At 69.4% G+C, this 1,684-nt stretch carries 1 protein-coding gene; it reads right to left on the reverse strand.

Annotated elements, in window-relative coordinates:
* Positions 1 to 63: 63 nt before the first annotated feature.
* Positions 64 to 1,644 (reverse strand): IS1182 family transposase, encoded by a 1,581-nt coding sequence (locus ACGFU7_RS48055; RefSeq protein ID WP_393705132.1) that lies wholly within the window; start codon positions 1,642 to 1,644, stop codon positions 64 to 66.
* Positions 1,645 to 1,684: the final 40 nt, after the last annotated feature.

Here is a 1,684-nt window from a genome sequence, read left to right on the forward strand (position 1 = left end):
CCTAGAAGGCCGATGAAGATCTTGGTTGTTGGAGGGGCGTCCCGGCAGGGGTGCCCCTTGTTGCTATGCGGTGTTGGGGACGATGGCCCAGGTGGTGCCGGTGTGGGTGAGTCCGAGGTTGATCAGTCGGCGGAGGTTGAGGGCGGCGGCTCGGGTGTGGAGCCAGGTGTTGTTGCTGATGGTGCCGCGGTAGCGGAGTTTTCGGTTGCCGTGGTGGACGATCCAGGCGACGGCCCGTTCGACGGGTGGTCGCCAGCGGCGGTAATCGGCCTGCCAGTCGGGATCGGTGGCAGCCTGGTGGCGGGCGATTGCTTGGAGGTCGTGGTGCGGCCGGATGGTCAGGATGCGGCCGGCCTTGGCTTTGGTGCACTGCTCGCGCAGGGGGCATCCGGGGCACAGATCCTTGAAGACAGCCTTGCGCTGGTGGTGCTGCCCGCCGGGCCCGGACAGGCCGACGGTGTGTCCGGCGGGGCAGGTCACGGTGGCGGCGATGGTGTCGATGATGAAGTCGTCGAGAGTGAAGCCGCCCGGGACAGCAGGCCGCAACGGGGCGGGCTTGAGGAACAGCCGGTGTCCGGCCTCGCCGAGGGCCTGGCGGGCGTCGCCGGTGGAGTAGGCGGTGTCCCCGAAGGCGTCCACCGGTTCGTCCTCGTCAGCCAGGAGTTCGAGGCCGACGGCGGCCTCGTGGTGCTCAGCTCCGGCTCCGGGTCGTAGGGCGACGGCGGTGTATAACCCGGTCTCGGGCTCGATGGCCAGGTGGGCCTTGAAGCCGTCCTGCTGGTGGCTACGGGTCTTGTGGACGTGCCGGGCTTCGGGATCGACAGTGGAGACCATCCGGCCTGGGGCGGTGCCCCGGGTGATACGCCAGCGTCCGTCACGGCCGTCGGAGTCCTCGGCGGGCTCGACGTCCTGTCCGGCGACCAGGGCCAGGATGCCCACCGCGTTCGCGGCTTTCTCCCCGAGCTGCTGTTCGGGCAGGTGGCCCAGCAGCCGCAGCGCGTCCGTGACCAGCGCGTCGACCAGCTCGGCGCGGGCCTGCTCGTCGTTCCAGGCGATGCGGGGTTTGCCCGGGTCGGAGTAGTCATGGGCGGTGCACCGCACCGCTGCCACCTCGGCGGCTTTGGGGACCTCGCGGATCACCGCCCGGACGGCGGCGATGAGCTGGGTGACGGTGTCCTGGGTGGCGACCGCGTCGTCCAGCACGGTGGAGTCCAGCGCCCGCCGGTGCTTGCCTTTGATGACCCCGGTAGCTTTGACGACTTCGCGTACAGCCTCGAACACCCGGTTCGGACGGGCGGAACGGGCCAGCCGGCGGCGGAAGTAGGCCAGCAGCGACGGATCGAACGCCATGTCATGCAGGCCCAGCCCGCACGCGGCCTTCCACCGCAGATCGCACCGCAGTTCCTGCACCGTTTCGAAGTCCGACAGCCCGTGCAGGGCCTGCACAGTGATCGCGGCGGCCAGGATCTGCGGCGGCATACTGGGCCGCCCGTTCGCCGACGGATACATGTCCGCGAACATCTGAGCCGGAAACAGCCGCCCTCGATGCTCGGCCAAGAACGCGAACACACTCCCCGCCGGGATCAGATCCCGACACGTCTCCCACACGTCCGGCCCGACGGTCTCACCGACCCACTCACCCATCGCCACATGACGAGTCTGGCCCTGCCACTCACGCAGCAGG

The organism is Streptomyces sp. NPDC048473 (genome assembly GCF_043200155.1).
In the GTDB taxonomy this organism is placed as follows: Bacteria; Actinomycetota; Actinomycetes; order Streptomycetales; family Streptomycetaceae; genus Streptomyces.

Excerpts from the sequence above, each read along its gene's own strand:
- ACGFU7_RS48055 (WP_393705132.1), bottom strand. The coding sequence starts at position 1,644 with ATGGGTGAGTGGGTCGGTGAGACCGTCGGGCCGGACGTGTGGGAGACG.